This window comes from Moritella sp. (assembly GCF_013215705.1).
GTDB lineage: Bacteria > Pseudomonadota > Gammaproteobacteria > Enterobacterales > Moritellaceae > Moritella.
In genome coordinates, this window is record NZ_JABSQR010000024.1 from 22,255 (window position 1) to 39,605 (window position 17,351).

Annotated in this window: 10 protein-coding genes; all 10 read left to right on the forward strand. The window is 39.6% G+C overall.

Going from position 1 to position 17,351, the window contains the following annotated elements; genetic code table 11:
• Positions 1-64 precede the first annotated feature (64 nt).
• The 10 genes from ushA to tssI all read left to right on the forward strand — a co-directional run bounded on the left by ushA (position 65) and on the right by tssI (position 17,347).
• Positions 65-1,759, forward strand: coding sequence for a bifunctional UDP-sugar hydrolase/5'-nucleotidase UshA (ushA, locus tag HRT96_RS15595; RefSeq protein WP_293158605.1), 1,695 nt, complete (start codon positions 65-67; stop codon positions 1,757-1,759).
• A 180-nt stretch (positions 1,760-1,939) separates the two neighbouring features.
• On the forward strand, positions 1,940-2,596 hold the full coding sequence (locus HRT96_RS15600; protein ID WP_293158607.1) for a LysM peptidoglycan-binding domain-containing protein: 657 nt from the start codon (positions 1,940-1,942) through the stop codon (positions 2,594-2,596).
• Positions 2,597-2,659: 63 nt separating this feature from the next.
• Entirely contained in the window at positions 2,660-5,659 is a 3,000-nt protein-coding gene (locus HRT96_RS15605) for a toxin VasX (RefSeq protein ID WP_293158609.1), read from the forward strand.
• Between the two features lie 14 nt (positions 5,660-5,673).
• Positions 5,674-6,630 carry a hypothetical protein gene (locus HRT96_RS15610; RefSeq protein ID WP_293158611.1) on the forward strand — a complete coding sequence of 319 codons (957 nt, stop codon included), beginning with the start codon at positions 5,674-5,676 and terminating at the stop codon, positions 6,628-6,630.
• 137 nt (positions 6,631-6,767) lie between these two features.
• A complete protein-coding gene (locus HRT96_RS15615) occupies positions 6,768-7,703 on the forward strand; it encodes a hypothetical protein (protein ID WP_293158613.1) in 936 nt (311 codons plus the stop codon).
• 21 nt (positions 7,704-7,724) lie between these two features.
• Positions 7,725-11,243: a toxin VasX gene (locus HRT96_RS15620; protein WP_293158615.1), complete on the forward strand. Its 3,519-nt coding sequence runs from the start codon at positions 7,725-7,727 to the stop codon at positions 11,241-11,243.
• Complete coding sequence (locus HRT96_RS15625; RefSeq protein WP_293158617.1) at positions 11,236-11,961, forward strand: hypothetical protein; 726 nt, start codon at positions 11,236-11,238, stop codon at positions 11,959-11,961. The genes HRT96_RS15620 and HRT96_RS15625 overlap by 8 nt, the downstream gene beginning before the upstream one ends.
• 100 nt (positions 11,962-12,061) lie before the next feature.
• A complete protein-coding gene (gene tssH / locus HRT96_RS15630; protein ID WP_293158619.1) occupies positions 12,062-14,659 on the forward strand; it encodes a type VI secretion system ATPase TssH in 2,598 nt (865 codons plus the stop codon).
• Positions 14,660-14,893: 234 nt separating this feature from the next.
• Positions 14,894-15,373 carry a type VI secretion system tube protein Hcp gene (locus tag HRT96_RS15635; RefSeq protein WP_006033241.1) on the forward strand — a complete coding sequence of 160 codons (480 nt, stop codon included), beginning with the start codon at positions 14,894-14,896 and terminating at the stop codon, positions 15,371-15,373.
• A gap of 72 nt (positions 15,374-15,445) precedes the next feature.
• On the forward strand, positions 15,446-17,347 hold the full coding sequence (gene tssI / locus HRT96_RS15640; protein WP_293158622.1) for a type VI secretion system Vgr family protein: 1,902 nt from the start codon (positions 15,446-15,448) through the stop codon (positions 17,345-17,347).
• The last annotated feature ends 4 nt before the right edge of the window (positions 17,348-17,351 follow it).

Here is a 17,351-nt window from a genome sequence, read left to right on the forward strand (position 1 = left end):
CTCTTTAATAAGGTGATCGATAGCAGATCGTAATGGAATGAAATAACGTCAAGGAGTTGATGTAATGAATAATGTATTTTTGAAGACGATGATTGCAGCGAGTTTATCCGTCACATTAACAGCATGTGATGATGATGATAAGTCCAATTACAGCACATGCGTAGACGCGGGAGATGAATGCCAGCAGTTTACCTTATTACACACCAATGATAATCATGGCCGCTTCTGGGAAAATAGCTATGGTGAATATGGCATGGCAGCCCGTAAAACATTGATTGATACCATTACTGCAGAAGTCGAGTCTTCAGGCGGCGAAATATTATTGTTATCGGGTGGCGATATTAATACTGGTGTACCGGAATCAGATTTACAAGATGCGAGACCTGATTTTATCGGGATGAATCTGCTTGGTTATGATGCGATGGCTGTCGGTAACCATGAGTTTGATAACCCATTATCGGTGTTAGAAATGCAGCGTGAGTTAGCTGATTTTCCAATGTTAGCCGCCAACATATATGATAAAGAAACGGGTGAACGTTACTTTGACGCTTATAAAATATTTGAGATTAATGGCGTACGTATCGCAGTCATTGGCCTAACAACAGAAGACACAGTGAAAATTGGTAATCCCGAATTTATTAGTGGACTTAGATTTACCGATCCAAAAATTGAAGTGCAATTGGTTATTGATGAAATTAACGCTGCAAATAGCGCGGACGTGATATTTGCCACAACTCACATGGGGCATTATGCCGACGGCCAGCATGGCAGTAATGCACCGGGTGATGTGGCACTTGCTCGTGCGGTAAACGAAGGCGAGCTTGACGCTATTATTGGCGGCCATTCGCAAAACCCTGTGTGTATGGAAGCAGATAGCAACAGCTATGCAAACTTTCAACCGACAGGTGAATGTATTCCTGATCAACAAAATGGCACCTATATAATGCAAGCCTTTGAATGGGGGAAGTATGTAGGCCGAGCTGATTTTGAATTTTATAACCAACAACTACACTTGGTTAATTATCGATTAATCCCTGTTAACATTAAAGTTAAAAATGAAGATGGCGAGCGTGTGCTTGTTGCTGACCCGATCATCCCCGACGCAACGGTTAAAGAGATCTTATCCCAATACCAAGATAAGGGACAAGAAGAACTTAGCGAGGTTATCGCCACAACCGATGAACTATTAGATGGTGCACGGGCTAATGTTCGTTCTCAACAAACTAACTTGGGTCATCTCATTGCGACTGCGCATTCGCTCAAGGTTAACGCGGATATTGGTATTATGAATTCGGGCGGGGTACGTGCATCAATCGAAGCCGGAGATATCACCTATAAAGACGTGTTAACCGTGCAACCTTTTGGTAATACATTAACTAAAAGCACGATGACGGGCGCTGAAATAGCCACTTATTTGAGTGACGTAGCAACGAAACAAGTGGGTTCAGGTGCTTATGCACAATTAATCGGTGTATCAATGAGTGTTGATTGCCAAAACCAAAGTGTGTCGATCTCTGATATCAATAATAAAGGTTTTAGCGAAACGGCGAGTTATAGTTTCACTGTGCCAAGTTTTAATGCGGCCGGTGGTGACGGCTACCCAGTTATTGACCCGGTCATGACTGGCTATGTGGATGCTGAAGTGTTGTATTCATTTTTTAAACAACAAGGCAATATTGTTGCGAGTGAATTTACACCCTCTAATCAGGTGGTTTACACCAATTCAGATAGTGTGAATGGTTGTTTGATTAACGAGTAACACGACTGTGTATCGTGGTGAATATTTTCGTGGCGATACACACACTTCATTTCGTATGCTAATGAGCAACAAATTTCATACTTTTTCCAACTTTAAGCTATTGATATTTCTGATAAGCTAATTTTATTACGGAATAGCGTTACGGCTGTTACCAATAAATTGCTGTATTAAGGATTGATAATGGCAGAACAATACACGGTGGTGCAGGGCGATACCTTACCACGCATTGCAAAAAATCATGGGTTTGCCAATTACAAAGCAATTTATGAACATGAGTCGAATACAGATTTTCGTATCCAACGTGATAATCCTAATATCATCTTCCCTGGTGATGTCATCACTATCCCCGATCCAGAACCTGTCTTTAAGGCACTCACTAGCGCAAAAATTAATGTATTTAAAATTATAAAACATGCGGAGTATTTTCGCGCCGATTTTAAAGATAGTGAAGGTAATTCATGGTCTGGTAAGCGAGTCATCTTATCGCTCGATGGTGTAGACGCTGAATCATTCGTTAATGATGATGGCACCATTGAAATAGAGTTAGAAGAAAATAGCCCAGAAACAGGTACATTAAGTCTGTATTTTGACGATGAATCTCAAGAACCAAGTGAGATATTTGACGTTAGTCTAGGGCATTTAGACCCTGTTGATACAGCAACGGGAATTCAAGCTCGTTGTCGATTACTGGGTTTTGATTGTGGAGATGTTGACGGTAATATTGCTGAAAAATCAATGGTAGGTATTAAAGGTTTTCAGGCTGAACATGGATTAACTATCGATGGTGACGCCGCGGCAATTACGCAAGCTAAATTAAAAGAAATATATGGCTGTTAAACTATATGGTTGTAAAGCTATGTAACCTATAAAAATAGGCTGTAAATAAAAAATGGATTTTATATGACTCAGCAAACTCTCGCCGCTCCGGTAGCGAAAAATGACATGAATAAGTTTATCATCGATACCAAAGTTACGCCGATTTATCCGGTACGTTATGCGTATGCTAACTTTTTTGAAGAAGAGTTGAGTGAGGCGTCTGAGCCGCCAACATTATCGACATTACTTGATCTTGATGCGTCAGATAACAGTGGATACATCAAAGAAAGTAAGGGTTACTTAGTTAGACTATTGCGTGAAGGCTGGGTATATATTCGTGAAGAAGATGACTCGGCTAATGGTTATTTTCATATATTTAAATATGAAAAAATTCAGAATGAAGGTCAAATCGTCGAAAAGTTCACTAAGTATCTGTTTAAAAATAAAAACAATGCGCAAGATGGATTGGTTCTGGACGATTCAACAAAGGTAAAGTCATACCCGTTTGTGTTTGTGCGTAAAGGTATTAAAGAGATCAGTATTATTTATACCGCACATGAGCTACATGCAAATGTTATCGATAATTTGAATAGTAATGTTAACGAACGCAAGTTAGCAATGCAGCGTGTAGATCTATTAGCTGATTCTCATGAACATGCTGTCAAGGCCAATGCAGACAATTTCAATAAATTAATTGAAGATTACAAATCAAGACAAGATCGGTTTTTACGGTTAAAAGAATCTGATAACCCTGACATTAAAGATCTTAACTTGGATGTTTTAACCACTGAATCATCGTATGAGTTAGCCGCTGAACAGATAGCAGCAAAATTACAACGTAAGATCCCTTATGGTGAAACTGCACGTATTATTGCATTACACGATCCTGTTGGACGTCAAATTGAAATTGCTGAAGCACATGCGAAACTATCTATTTGGGAGAAGAATTTTTCAGCGTCGAATATTTATTCATATACAATTGGTAGCATTGTTAATGACTTAAATAAAACCGATGATGTTGATATGCGGGAGATCCTTGATGAGTCAATTGCTTGGGATAAGCATGAAAAACATTGGGGAGAAATGAATGAGCAATATGATCAGTTTAAACAGAGGCAAGAGCAGTACTCTGCACTATATCTCGATTTTATGTGTGGTTCGGAGCTGACTGTCGGCTCACTTAGCATGTATTTTCAACATTTTTTTTGGTCTGAACCACTATCTGCAGATGATACTGAAGCTGAATTAAACAAATTGTGTAGTGTCGGGGCTGATATGTTTATGGGTATTGTGTCTTCTGCGCCAGGCAAAGCTGCAATGAAATCGATCATTACTGATGCGGCTGATAATAAGAACAATAATGCTTATTCAATAAGCATTGCCGTTATTGTTAAATTGTTGACTACACCCGGAATTAAATGGTCAACTTATACTATTCAGTCTGTCGATAAACTTTTTGCTGGTTTAGGTTCGTTATGGGGGGAGATGCTCTCTTATTCCGATTACTCCGTTGAGTTATCTAAAAGGAAAATCAATAAATTTAATGCCAAGGCGCTTATCTATACTGTCGAAGATGTTGTGCCGCATTTATTAAAAGTATTTGGTGTGAAAATTGATCGGCAAAATAAAATAAGAATTTCGGATGATGCTTTGGCAAAAGTCTTTGCTAAGGCTCTTTCAGGTAAATTAAATTCAGCCGTTAAAACACAGGCTGAAGTCGGTAGTAATGAAAGGGCTAAGTCACGCGGGAATAGACTTTTTGCGACATCTAAAAAGTTAAAAGAGATGTCATCATTTTATTACTCTCTTGCAAACATTACGGTAGATAAAGCCGTTGCTCATCGTTATAAAACAGTTATTGCGGGAGATATAACCGCTGATGCGAGTGTTACTGGTAATCATAAAGGTAAAGCGGTGCTTTTTTTAGATACGGCATTTTCGGGTTTATCAGCCTTTATTAACGTACAAACTCTTTTTGATATAGCAAACGAATCTAAATATGCCAATGCAGACCCCCTAAAACAAGCTGCAATAAATAATTCAGCCATGAGCTTGATAAGTAGCGCATCGTCTTTAGCCGTTGATACTGTGACCCTTGCAAATACAGTTACTCAAAGTGCAGCTATGCTCAGCAAGCATGCTCCACAAATTGCTAATATGTCGAAAGTCATGATCCCCGCATTAACTGCACGTGCAGGACGTGTTGGAACACTGTTAGCTGGCAAGCTAGTGGGCAGTGCTGTTGCACTAGCAAATTTTACCGCCTCTGTTGCTGCGGTCTATAGTGGTATGCGTGCGTATGAATTAGGCCATACGGAAGAGGCAACTGGTCATTATATTTCTGCTTTCGGTTCTGGTGTGTTATTCGGGCAGGCTGCCGTCGCCGCAGGACTGTACTTAACATCTAGTGGTGCAATTCCTAGTCCAGTTACATGGGCAGTTGCTGTAGTGGGTTTAGTCGCTATTGGTGCAGGCGTTGCAATAACAATGGTATACGGTAAAACTCGATTGGAATTATTACTTGAAAGTTGTTTTTGGGGGGCAGGGAAAAAACATTTATTTTGGGATGATAAAGAAAATCGAATTGATGATATAACTAAATTGTTAGAAATGGCAGGTGAAATTCATAATTTAAAAGCAGTCCAATCGTCTTTCCAAAACGAATTTCAAGAGTTCATGAATTTATTCTACATGCCAAAATTAGATATAAAACAAAAAGATAATGGAAAAGGCGCGCCACGGACTGTTAAATATCACTTCTCATTACCCAGTTTTCAAGTGGGACAATCAGACTTACGGTTTGATTTCTTCAGTACAGATTGGTTGGACTATGCAGTGGATAATAAATTAAATAATGATTTTCAAACAGCTTTTGAGGCTTATTTAGCTAATTCGCTCGATGGTCTTTATAACAAACGCAATCTTGAATTTGAAATAACGATGCTAGTTCCAAACAGTAGTCATATTAAATGGTCTTACGAATGGCAACCCAATATTACCGTGCCTACTCGATTTTTAACTGAAGATGGCATCATAAAGGGTGAAACTTCTTACTTCGGTATGCGTAATGACGACATTATTTAAGGGTAAATAATACTATGAAAAAGTTTAAATGGGTTGAGCATCCTATTCCTTTAATATTTAAACGAGATGAATTATTGGTGCATGAGCTTAATGAAAATTGTAAAGTACCAAGACCGATAATTTCTATTAGCAATGAATTTTTAGTCTTAAGTAATAGTTTTGTTATTATTCGGAATTTATTTTTAATTCCAGCATTGCTTTCTGTTCTGTATTTGTGTGTTAGTGAAATAGAAGATATATATCAGAATTGGAAAGCATCTGAGAAAAATGCAATAGAATACATTGGATTTAAAAAAAGTACTTATGGAGATGATTATTTTGACAAGTTACCAGTAGGAACTAAATATCGAGATATCATTTTGTATCAATATGGGAGGATTGATGAAAATAATAAGCTAACTTTTGAGCAGTTCCTTACTGATAGATATGAAGGGTATTATGTCGATGGTGATGGCTCTCGCCGTCATGACCGAAACAGTATCATTTTCTTCGGGACAACTATCCCACTATTAGTCATTTGGGTTATAGGTTTTAAACGTCGTGCCCCTTTGATTTTTGATCGTAAAAGGCGCCTGCTTTACACATGGAGTAAAGGTAAAGTAGTCGCGCAGCGTTATGACAACCTACGCGCTTTGGAAACTCCTTCTTTCTTAGCCCTTATGTTGCGGGCTACAACGAAAAAAGGTGCATTAGGTTGGGGGCGTTTTTCTGTTACACCTCAAGGCAATACTATCTATAACAGTAAGGATTCTTATCAACAGATCCTCGCTTACATAGTGCAGTTTATGGAATATGGACGAGAGCATGTGATGCCAGAGCAAACGCAATGGCAGGGGCGAAAAGGCTGGTTCTTTTTTGAAGACAAAAAGCCCGAGGATTTTGAAGATCAGCTTGCAGCCTTGTTAGTGAGAATCGATGCTGCGACAGACGAAGTCGAATTTGATGAAGATGGTCAGCTTGTAGAGTCTTAATAACGCCATACTTATAATCAGTCCTTGGTATAGTTAAGGTATTAATTTAACGACGGAATATAGGGCTGGTATATAAACAGATGTAAGATGCTAGGACAGCATCATCGTACTTCAATTTTAGCTAAACGGATTTGGCAATGTCTTATAAATTAATATTATTAAGTGATTTAAAACCTACCGATCTTAACATGGTATTAAGACCGCATGTTGCCGTTGATATTATCCGTGAATTGCACCTACAGCATATACAAATTTGGGACCTTGATTGGCATAATGATCATGCTGATTTCATGTCCTCACCAGCAGACAAATATGCGCGAGTGATTGAAAAACTACTCCTTGGGCATGTAGTACTACTGCAGTGGCCACAAGCACGGTTTGACGGTGTTTTTGATCATAGTGGCAATGTACACCTCTCTATGACAATGGGTATTGGCAACGAACTGCTTACGAGCAAGGTTAGAACACTTCAAGAGTCAATTGTTGAACGAGAAAATCATTCTCCTGCTGCGGAAAGTAAACCGCTATCAAAACCAATTGTTGTACCTGCTAAGACTCCTGTCGCCGCGCCAGCTCGAACCATTAAAGATGCGGCTGTAGCAGGCCCGTTCGAAATTGAAGTCGAATTGTTGGATGAAACTGAAACCCCGATTGCAAATGCCGAATATATATTAAAACTGGCTACGGGTGAGGAAAGAACCGGACAATTAGATGGTAATGGTTATAAATTATTTTCAGGAACTGAATATAAACGATCGGAGATCCATTTCCCACAATACGAAGGTTATGATTGGGAACGTGGGGCAGCTTCGCAAAAATATCAGCAAGTAAGTAGTGTTACTCAGAATCCCATCTCTGCTCAGAGTCAGACCGACAAGCCTGTTTTGATAGAATTTAAATTGCTTGATCATGACGATACACCGATGGCAAATGAAGCGTATCTCGTCACGCTGTCTTCTGGCGACGAAGTTAATGGCAAACTGGACGCAGATGGTTATGTGCAGTTATGTGGTGCTGAATACAAAAATGCAAAAATTTGCTTTCCAGAATTTGATGGCGAAGATTGGTCATAATGACAACGTTAAGGATTGATTATGTCAGATAAAGCGAATGTATATACAGTTGCAAGTGGTGATAACTTTACATTAATTGCACGCCGATTTGGCTTCCGTAATTATCAAGCTATATATGACCATGAACTCAACAGCGAATTTAAAAAATTACGCCCTGATCCTAATTTAATCCATCCGGGTGATGAGATTGTGATACCCAATAAAGTCATGAAAACAATACCTGCGAAAGAAGGTGAATTACAGGTTTTTCGAGTGGTTAAAGAAAAAGACATCCCTCCTTCAGTAGGTCAACAGATCGGGGTTTTACCGGTCCGATATGCATTTTCTGACAAGATCGCTGAATCTCTTGATGAAGAACGTCAGCAACTCGATAGCACCGGTACTAATTTAGAGTCAGGCTTGATGTCGAGTGGTGTCCGCGACTATACCTTGCGTCAACTACGTGATGGTTGGCTATATGTGTATAACGACACCAAAAGTGAATTAGACGAATACGAATTATCAGGCTCAACTTATACGAAATATGACTGGGATACGATAGATCAACACGCCGACAGCCAGGCGGGCGATGCAAAAAGTATCCTTTTGTACAACGAAGGTGACAAACTTGCGGTTTCGTTCGCACCATTACGTTGGACAGACCGTGTTTGTGAACACATGAGTAATGATGCTGCTAGCCGTGATGCATGGATGCGTCAGCTTGATATGAATGACTACAAAAATGCACTGCACACAGCTGACATCAGTAAACTAAGTGAATTAGTAGCAGATGTAGATATTGAAGGTGATGCAACGTTTAATAATACCTGTGTACCGCTATCAGATCCAAAATTGGCTGGTAATAAAGACGGGCTGGTACTCCACAAGGCTGCGAGCGTCGAGACTGATCATACAGCTGATCTGCCAGATGCAACCGAAGCGATTATTGTAGCGCTGGATGATTCACTCGCAGATGTGAAGGATCTATATGTTGCATTAGCACAACCGTATGGAAGACACTCGCTAGTTATGGGGTCAACGGACAAAGAAGTAGCAGAAAATACCCGTAAATGGGAGATGGCTCAGTTTACCAAGAGTTTAGCGAGAGTGCAGTTAAGAGCTGATGAATTACCATCGAAAGTTAAAGAGAATCCCTTACTAAAAAATCAATTCAATATTGATTTTAATGAATACTTAAATCAGGTTGAAGCCAGAAATTATTTCTTGACGCTGCCATCAGCGTCATACGAAGTGATAGATAAATATGATGACAAAATCACAATATCTAAAAATGTATTATTAGAAAAGTACAATTTTGTACCTACGCACAAGAAAGAACTTGATTTGATTGCACAACAAAAAAGTAAATATCAAGATGAAGTTAGGTGGGATGAATTAGACGCATTCTGTGATGACATTGAACCTAAGTTAAAAGCCAATTTACCGTCAATTAAACAGGCACATAAAGACTTATTAGCCAGTTTGAGCATTCTTGGCAATGACGCGATGAAGCTTGGTCTTGATGTTGAAGATGTTGAGAGCGTGACCTATCTGTTGAATTTTTCCAATGCACTAACGTCAATGCTTATGCTTACCGCGCTTGATGAAAATGATGGGTCGTGTCTAAAATCATTTTTAACTCAGCAATCCCCTGACAACCTACTATCGCTGACTACGTCCTGCTTTTCAATGGCATATAAAAAAGAGTTTGAAGAACGGATGTCGCTTTATCATGAGTTAAAAACAGAAATTGATAATGGTAATTGGGCTGGTAATGGCTCTTTGTGGGGTACACGGTTAAGTGAATTTAATACCGCTATGGGCTTTAATGTGGCTGGTGCTCAGGGTTCAAAATGGTATCCGCTAGTGCAAACTTCGATACAACGAACCTATAGTGCCTTTAAAGAAGCAGCAAGAGGAACTGCTAGTTCGGCCTGGGAATCGTTAACAGTATCGTTATTTACTTTTGCGCGACCATCTAACATATCTGCTAATGTCAATAATGCATTCATTCATCATTTACGCTTAACATTATTAAGTAATGCAATCGAAGAGCATTCGGTCATCTTAAATAAGCAGTTTGATATTAAGATGAAGCAGTTTACAGGAACACTCGAAGATATCGACAGTAGACTAAAACCACTTCTTAGAAGTAAGGCTAGTTTAAATTCAAATAAAAATACCAGTGGTAAAGGTAACTCGTTCTATGCGAAAAAATTCAAGAAAGAAGCAATAGATATAGAAATTGAAAAACTCGTTAATCAAAAACAACTTCATATTGAAAGTAAACCAGATTTATTTGTTTTTGAAAATGAAAAGATGAAACAGATTGATGCTATATCTAGTCAAAGTACAGCGGAACTTGCTGGCACAGAAGTGGCAAAACGAACACAAAAAGCGCAAGGAATATATGAAAAATATGGTGCTACTTCACCTGGGTTAGCCATGTTGAATTTTGTTAACTTGCTATATAAAGCTGAAGATTATGCAAATAGTTATGATTATTTGGATGACAAACAGAAATCTAGAATGAATAAAGACCTTGCTTCCACTTTCTTTTGGACTGCATCCTCTATCAGCGATGTGTTTAGAGGGGTGCATTGGGCACAGGTTCAGAATCAAGGTGAATCACTATTAAGGCTATCTTTAAGTAAAGCTGCTACAGATGGTCAATATGCTTCTTTAGTTAAGAAATTCAGTGTCAGCATGGGAACCATGGCTGGGTTTGGATTAGTTGCAGCAGGTGTTGAAGCCTGGATGACATGGGATGATATAGATGATGCAGATACTGAATTGGAAGATACATTATTGTGGGGTAAATTTGGCTCATTGGTTGTTCAAGGAGGTGTATTTGGTGTACAAACGTTCCTTTGGGTACTACTGTCAAGGTTTGGAAACCTCGCGCTAGGGACTATATTCCTTCCGTGGATGACCGCTGTACTTGCTATCTCGGGGGTCGTGTATCTTATCACTTCTGTTGTGCTTGGCATTATACAAAAAACACCTTTAGAAACTTGGATAAATAAAAGCACATGGGGCAAGAGACAAAATACTGACTGGACGGCTGAACAAGAACTTCTTGAATATGACAAAATAGTACGTCAACCTATCATTGAGATTACGCAGTTAGTAGAAGAGGAGACCGCAGCACAGAAAATGGGCTATGGGCGTAAACCTACTAAGAAACGTTTGGTTATATCTGTACCTGGGATTAAACCTAATGATGAAGTTGATATCGGTATAACGAAACACAGCTATGTATCTACATCAACGCGTATTAGAGAGGTAAGTGATATATCCGCGGTAGCACCACTTACATTGGATGATCTTAATCAAGGAATATGGGCTGAGCTAGACGGTCTTTGGCAGTATAGCGTTGATGTCATAGTGGAAGCTGAACGTGATAGTTTTAATATCAACATTGTCGTGTCTGCGGGCGATGCAGAAATAGAGTATAAATCGACAGGTAGTGAAGGCTCTTTGACTGTACATGTACAAGATCAAGTAACTATTGAAAGTAGTTCAAACTTATTTACGAGCAGAGTAGGACATCATGAATAAAGCAAACGGAATGACAGAACTGGAAATAAATGAACTTCGTTGGCAGGAAGAAAGAGAATTTCGGGATATTTTGGATGCTAAATTATTTAAAGCACCTGTTAGTTATGAGTGGCAATTAATTGTATCAGCACCTGCGGTAGTTAAGATTGGGTTCGTTGTTATCAGTTCAATTCTCGGAGGCTTATTTATATATGGAGGTTTTTCTAGGAGTTCTCTAGGTTTAATTATTACAGGCGTTATTTTTGGTGTTCTATTCTTTCTCATGGCTCGTTATCTATTCAGCCCTGATAAGGACACACACTACAAGCTCACTCCTTTAGGTATCATTCTAACTGAAAAAGATACCATCCCTGATGTTGCTTATACAATCATGCGTGGTTTTGCGTGGTTCTCTGTTGTTATCTGTTTAGCTACGGTTGTGTATGTTGGACCACTTGCTTTTGTCGGTGCTGGTGGAATGGCGTTGTTAGCCGTTAAATTTACGGGGTTTAAAGCTGAGACTCAAACTCATCATATTAATTTTATCGGGAGCTATAAAATTAAAATTATTCAGAATAAAGGTGTGTTAAGTCTATGGACTGAATCACATGGTATACATGCATCCGGGCGATTTTATTTTGAAGCAGCTAAAGAAGATGAATTAATTAAAGAACTGTCAAAGCATATGAAAATAAAAGAAATAACGCATGTGAAAAGTATGCGTGAGTTAGATTTTTAAAACAAAAAACCAACCTTTTTTCATACCTCTAACCGATTGTTGATTAAGTCTAAAGTTCATACCATTGAAGTGTTAATGGGATGAATTAAAAGGATTTTACATGTCAACGATGTCGTTAAAACACCTAGTGGACAAACTGAACCAAAATGGAAAAAAGGCACTAGAGGGTGCTGCGGGGCTTTGTCACTCACGCAGTCAGTTTACGGTTGAAATAGAACACTGGTTATTACAGCTAGTAGAAAACAAACAAGATGATATAGCGATAATCTGTCAGTTGCAGGGCATCGATGTACAAGTACTTATCAACGAACTTAATTTATCATTAGAGCGACAAAAAACCGGCAATAGTGCAGCGCCGAGTCTGTCTCCGCATATCATCAACTTATTAAGACAAAGCTGGTTAAATACCACTATTGAGTTTGACGAACAACAGATCCGTTCCGGTATTATTCTTTATACACTCCTTAGCGATGACAGTATCAACGCGATGTTGTCTCGCCATATTCGTCAGTTCGAACGATTATCAGCTAATTTAATTCGCGATAACTGGTCTATTATTACCGAAAAATCGGCAGAGCAAAACGGTATTGTTGCAGTGTCTAATGCTGGTGTCTCAACCAACAGTAAAACGCCATCGTTAGACCAATTCACGGTAGATTTAACCGAAAAAGCCCGCAACGGCAAAATGGACCCGATTTTAGGCCGTGATCCAGAAATTAGACAAATGGTCGATATTCTCACTCGACGTCGTCAAAACAACCCAATATTAACCGGTGAAGCTGGTGTGGGTAAAACTGCCGTTGTCGAAGGACTTGCCCAACGTATCGTTGCCAAAGATGTACCAGAAAGTCTACAGCACGTGCAATTACGTGAACTTGATTTAGCGCTGCTGCAAGCTGGCGCGGGTATGAAAGGTGAGTTTGAAAATCGCCTAAAAGCAGTATTAAATGAAGTAAAACAATCAGCAACCCCAATTATCTTATTCATTGACGAAGCACATACCATGATTGGTGCTGGTGGCGCGGCAGGGCAAAACGATGCGGCTAACATCCTCAAACCTGCACTTGCTCGCGGAGAGTTACGCACCATCGCAGCCACTACATGGGCTGAATACAAAAAGTATTTTGAAAAGGATCCGGCATTAACCCGCCGTTTCCAAGTGGTTAAAATTGAAGAACCTTCTGTAGCCACTGCGGTGATTATGTTGCGTGGTATTTTACCTGTGATGGAACAACACCACGATGTTGTGATTACTGCTGATGCCTTACAAGCCGCCGTTGCCTTATCTAAACGTTATATAAACGGTCGTCAATTACCAGACAAAGCAGTGGCACTATTGGATACTGCTTGCGCTCGTGTTGCCATCAGTCAAGCCGCAACACCGGGCTTAGTTGAAGATTTACAACGTAAAAAAGCGCAGCTTGAAGCTGAGATAAAATTGCTTGAACGTGAACAATTGTCTGGCGAAGATCATGGTGATGTCATTACCGCATTACAAGGTGATCTTGTTGGTGTTGAAGATAACTTGGTTGTTGAGCTACAAGCATGGAAAGCACAATCGGAATTAGTACAAGCTATTCAACAGCAAATTGCCGACATTCATGAGCATGGAGCAGAGGAAGAGAAATACACTCGACTTACTGCGTTAAAAGCACAATTACACGACGCTAAAAATACCATGGTGTACTGGCAAGTTGATGAGCAAGTTATTTGTGAAGTGATCTCGGACTGGACGGGTATTCCCCTCGGTAAAATGGCGCAAGACGAACTCGAAACTGTGCTTAATTTAAGTGCTGAGATGAAGACTCGTGTTATTGGTCAAGACCATGCCATTGATTTGATCGCTCGGACGGTACAGATCTCTCGTGCCCAGTTAAGTGACGAAAGCAAACCCAATGGTATTTTCATGCTAACGGGCCCAAGTGGTGTCGGTAAAACTGAAACGGCGTTAACACTTGCCGAGCAGGTTTATGGCAGTGAAGAAAATATCATCACCATTAATATGTCTGAATACAAAGAAGAGCATAAGGTCTCTCTGTTGCTCGGTTCTCCTCCTGGTTATGTTGGTTTTGGTGAAGGCGGCGTATTGACTGAAGCGGTTCGTCGTAACCCTTACAGTGTCGTGTTACTCGATGAAATTGATAAAGCGGCACCTGGCGTGCAAGATATCTTCTATCAAATCTTTGATAAAGGTTGTGTTAAAGACGGCGAAGGGCGCGATATTGATTTCAAAAATACCATTATCATCATGACATCTAATGTCGGTACCGACACGATCACTGCGTTGTTTGCTGATCCCGATACGGCACCAGACTTAGACAGCTTGGCTGATTGTATTAAAGGCGACCTCATGGCTGCCTTTAAACCCGCATTTTTGGGTCGAGCCAACATAATTCCGTTTGTCCCGTTAACAGATGACATGTTAAGCACCATTGCCCAGTTACAAATAAACCGCTTGGCTGCGCGCATTCGTCGTAATCACAATGCCGAGTTTACCGTTGATAATGAAGTGATTACTCAAATAGTCAGTCGATGTCATGACGTGGCATCAGGTGCGCGTACCATTCACAACTATCTGCAAAACACGCTATTACCGGAAATATCGGTGCAAGTGTTACAAGCGATGACGCAGCAGACTGAATTTAGTCAAATTAACGTTACAACGAATGAAGATAACTTCATTATTACGCTTAATTAGACAGAAAAGTATGAGATAAAAACCATTCTAAATTCGCTGGTAATACATACTTCTAAAACTTGTGTTAAAGGGCGATTATTAAGATAATTTAATCAGCTTCTACAGCGGGTATTTGTTTATTTATTAAGGTGTTAAATGAACAAGTTGGTAACCAGAAATAAATTTTACAGATGGTTTTATTGACAAAACCATCACCATAGCAAGCTTATTTAAGCAATTTAAAAGGATTATAAAATGCAAGCAAATACGTATTTAGATTATGAAGGTATTGTTGGTGAATCTACGGCTCAAGAATTCCCAGATTTAATCACAGTATTATCATTAGACTTTGGTACAAGCCGTGTATTAAGTTCTTATACTGGTACAGCGCAAGATCGTGAAGCAAGCTCTGCAAAGCTTAATGATGTAACAATTACTAAGCTACAAGATAAAGCTTCTCCTGATCTTTTCAAAGAATCTACGATCGGTAAAGGTAAAAGTGCTATTTTCCACATCACTAAGCAAGGCGAAGGCATTGAAGAGATCATGAAAATTGAACTTACTAATGCAATGATCAGCAGTTACCAAGTTTCAGTTCAAGGCGATCGTCCACTCGAAACTATCACCATTAGTTATACAGAAATGATGATGACTGTAACGCCTACTGATGACTTAAACAATGTACAAGCTCCACTTGTATATGGTTACAGCGGTGTGACTGGCCAACAAATGTAAGTTTGCTGGTTTCACAGTTGGGCAACTTGAACAGTTGCCCAACTGTTTTTTTTTGTTCAGTTAGGAAATAAAATGGCAGCGGCTACTCAACAACATTCAATGATGAAAATCACCACACCATTGGGAGGTGACGCCTTACATATTACATCTGTTTCTATGCAAGAGAGTATGTCATGTCTATATGATATTGATGCGTCGGTTTATTCTGTAGGCAAAGAAATAGATCTACAAGCGCTATTGGGTCAATCAGTTACCATTGAAGTAAGTGCTGAAGCAAATGGTAGTGTCCAAACTCGCTATTTAAATGGTATCGCGACAAGCGTGTCTGGTGGTGAAACTTCGCAACAAAAATCCGATAGTAAATCAAACGTATACAATTACGAAATAAAAATTAATCCACAATTTTGGCTCACTACTATGCGTAGTAATTGCCGAATTTTTCAAGATGTTAGTATGCTTGATATTGCGACAACAATATTTGGTGAGCACAATGTTACTTTTGTTGATAATTCAGGCAAAAGCTTCGTGCCTTATGAATATTGTGTTCAGTACCATGAAACTGATTATGATTTTTTACTGCGTTTGTTCTCTCAAGAAGGGATCTTCTTTTATTTTACCCATGCAAACGGCAGTAATACCTTGGTGCTCGCCGATGTGGGTACGCCTCATACTTCTTGTGCTGAAAGTCCGTTACTGCAAACGGATGAAATTGTCTCTGTTCCTCATGTTTCTGCGTGGAATAATGTGGTTGCAGTCAAACACGGTAAAGTTAGCTTAAGAGCGATTAACTTTGAGCAGCCTTTACTTAATCTTGATGGTATCTCTGGGTCTGCTGATTTTACTGGGCATGATAAATTAGAGTTATTTGAATATGAAGCCGGTAACGTAAAAGCCGGGGAAACAACACTTACAGCCAAGTCTTATCTTGATCAACTCCAGGCTGAAAAACAGAAATATGTTGCTATCAGTGATTATCTTACCATTGGTTGCGGCAATACTATTCAATTTTCTAAGCATAATACCGACGCACTTGTTAACCAGGAATTGCTGGTAACAGAAAGTGATTTAGTGCTGCGACAAGGTTCGCAACATGATCGTTCCTCTAGCGCTGGTATCGAAATACACAATGAATTTAACTGTGTTCCCGTAACCGCGAGTTATCGCCCGAACACGAGAGTACATAAACCGCTTATTCGTGGTGTGCAAACCGCAATTGTAACCGGTGGTGCGTCTGATGAAATATACGTCGATTCATATGGCCGGATCAAAGTTAAATTCTATTGGGACAGACTCGGCACCTCTGACGAGAATAGTTCTTGTTGGATCCGTGTTTCACAAAATTGGGCTGGCAAAAACTGGGGCGCATTCTTTTATCCTCGCGTTGGCCAAGAAGTATTGGTTTCATTTTTAGACGGTGATGCGTCACAACCTATCGTGATTGGTTCTATATATAACGGCGAGCAGATGCCCGCTAATGCACTGCCAGCTAACAAAACGCAAAGTGGTATTCGCACTCATTCTACCACAACAGACGGCAATGCTAACTGTAATGAATTGATATTCGAAGATAAAATTGGTAGTGAGTTGTTAGGATTACGCGCCGAGAAAGACCACCAATTAGTTGTAGTCAATGATCAAGTCGATACTGTTGGTAATGATAGAACGACAACGGTAACCAACAATGACACGCTGACAGTGAGCAATGATCAAATCGAAACCATCGGTAATGATCGTCAGACCAATATTGGTAATGACGATACGTTAGATGTTGGCAATATCTTAAATCTAAAGGCTGCAACTGAAATAAACCTGACCGTTGGCTCGGCTACGTTGTCGATGAAAAGTGACGGTACGATTAATCTATCGGGTATTAATATCGAAATCTCAGGCTCCAATGTCAAAGTGAAAGGAACTGCGACCAATATTGAAGGTTCTATGGTTGTGGTAAAAGGTTCTGTTGTCAAAATCAATTAGATTT

What these genes read in the sequence shown, in the direction of transcription:
- HRT96_RS15605 (WP_293158609.1), top strand. Translation starts at nt 2,660, where the DNA reads ATGACTCAGCAAACTCTCGCCGCTCCGGTAGCGAAAAATGACATGAAT.
- tssI (WP_293158622.1), top strand. Translation starts at nt 15,446, where the DNA reads ATGGCAGCGGCTACTCAACAACATTCAATGATGAAAATCACCACACCA.
- HRT96_RS15625 (WP_293158617.1), top strand. Translation starts at nt 11,236, where the DNA reads ATGAATAAAGCAAACGGAATGACAGAACTGGAAATAAATGAACTTCGT.
- tssH (WP_293158619.1), top strand. Translation starts at nt 12,062, where the DNA reads ATGTCAACGATGTCGTTAAAACACCTAGTGGACAAACTGAACCAAAAT.
- HRT96_RS15600 (WP_293158607.1), top strand. Translation starts at nt 1,940, where the DNA reads ATGGCAGAACAATACACGGTGGTGCAGGGCGATACCTTACCACGCATT.
- ushA (WP_293158605.1), top strand. Translation starts at nt 65, where the DNA reads ATGAATAATGTATTTTTGAAGACGATGATTGCAGCGAGTTTATCCGTC.
- HRT96_RS15620 (WP_293158615.1), top strand. Translation starts at nt 7,725, where the DNA reads ATGTCAGATAAAGCGAATGTATATACAGTTGCAAGTGGTGATAACTTT.
- HRT96_RS15635 (WP_006033241.1), top strand. Translation starts at nt 14,894, where the DNA reads ATGCAAGCAAATACGTATTTAGATTATGAAGGTATTGTTGGTGAATCT.
- HRT96_RS15610 (WP_293158611.1), top strand. Translation starts at nt 5,674, where the DNA reads ATGAAAAAGTTTAAATGGGTTGAGCATCCTATTCCTTTAATATTTAAA.
- HRT96_RS15615 (WP_293158613.1), top strand. Translation starts at nt 6,768, where the DNA reads ATGTCTTATAAATTAATATTATTAAGTGATTTAAAACCTACCGATCTT.